Origin of the sequence: Peteryoungia rhizophila (genome assembly GCF_004912145.1) — a bacterium.
In the GTDB taxonomy this organism is placed as follows: domain Bacteria; phylum Pseudomonadota; class Alphaproteobacteria; order Rhizobiales; family Rhizobiaceae; genus Allorhizobium; species Allorhizobium rhizophilum.
On sequence record NZ_STGT01000019.1, the window covers coordinates 1 to 670 of the forward strand.

1 protein-coding gene is annotated in these 670 nt (G+C 60.1%); it reads right to left on the reverse strand.

The genetic code is table 11. The features are described 5' to 3' along the window. On the reverse strand, positions 1-670 hold a 670-nt coding region (locus E9677_RS25085; protein WP_136560797.1), incomplete at both ends, for a carbohydrate ABC transporter permease.

The following is a 670-nucleotide window of genomic DNA, read 5'->3' on the forward strand; positions in this document are numbered from 1 at the left end:
GAATGCGACGATGTTGGCGAGGATGATGGCGATGATGCCGCCGGCAGATGCACCGCCAACGTCGTAGCCGAGAAGGGCCGTGCGATAGATCAGGAAGACGAGGTTCGTCGACGCATAACCCGGGCCGCCATTGGTGGTGACGAGGATTTCCGCATAGACGCCCAGCAGGAAGATCGTTTGAATCAGGACGACGACCGTGATCGCGCGGGCGAGATGCGGAAGCGTGAGATAGATGAACTGGTTGATGAAACCGGCACCGTCCATCTCGGCCGCTTCCTTCTGCTCGCCGTCGAGAGACTGCAGGGCGGTCAGGAGGATAAGCGTTGCAAAGGGCAGCCACTGCCAGGCGACGATGATGATGATCGAGAACAGCGGATACTGCGCGAACCAGTCGACAGGCTGGAAGCCGAACCAGCGGTTGATATCGGCCAGCACCCCATAGCCCGGATGCATGATCATGTTCTTCCAGACGAGTGCCGCCACCGGCGGCATGACGAAGAAAGGCGAGATGATCATGATCCGCACGATGCCCTGGCCGAAAATCGGCTGGTCGAGCAGAAGTGCGATCGCGATGCCGCCACCGACGGTGATCGTCAACACGCCGCCCACGAGCAGGAGCGTGTTCCAGATCGACTGGAAGAAGGCGGGGTCGGAGTAGAAGAAGCGGTAA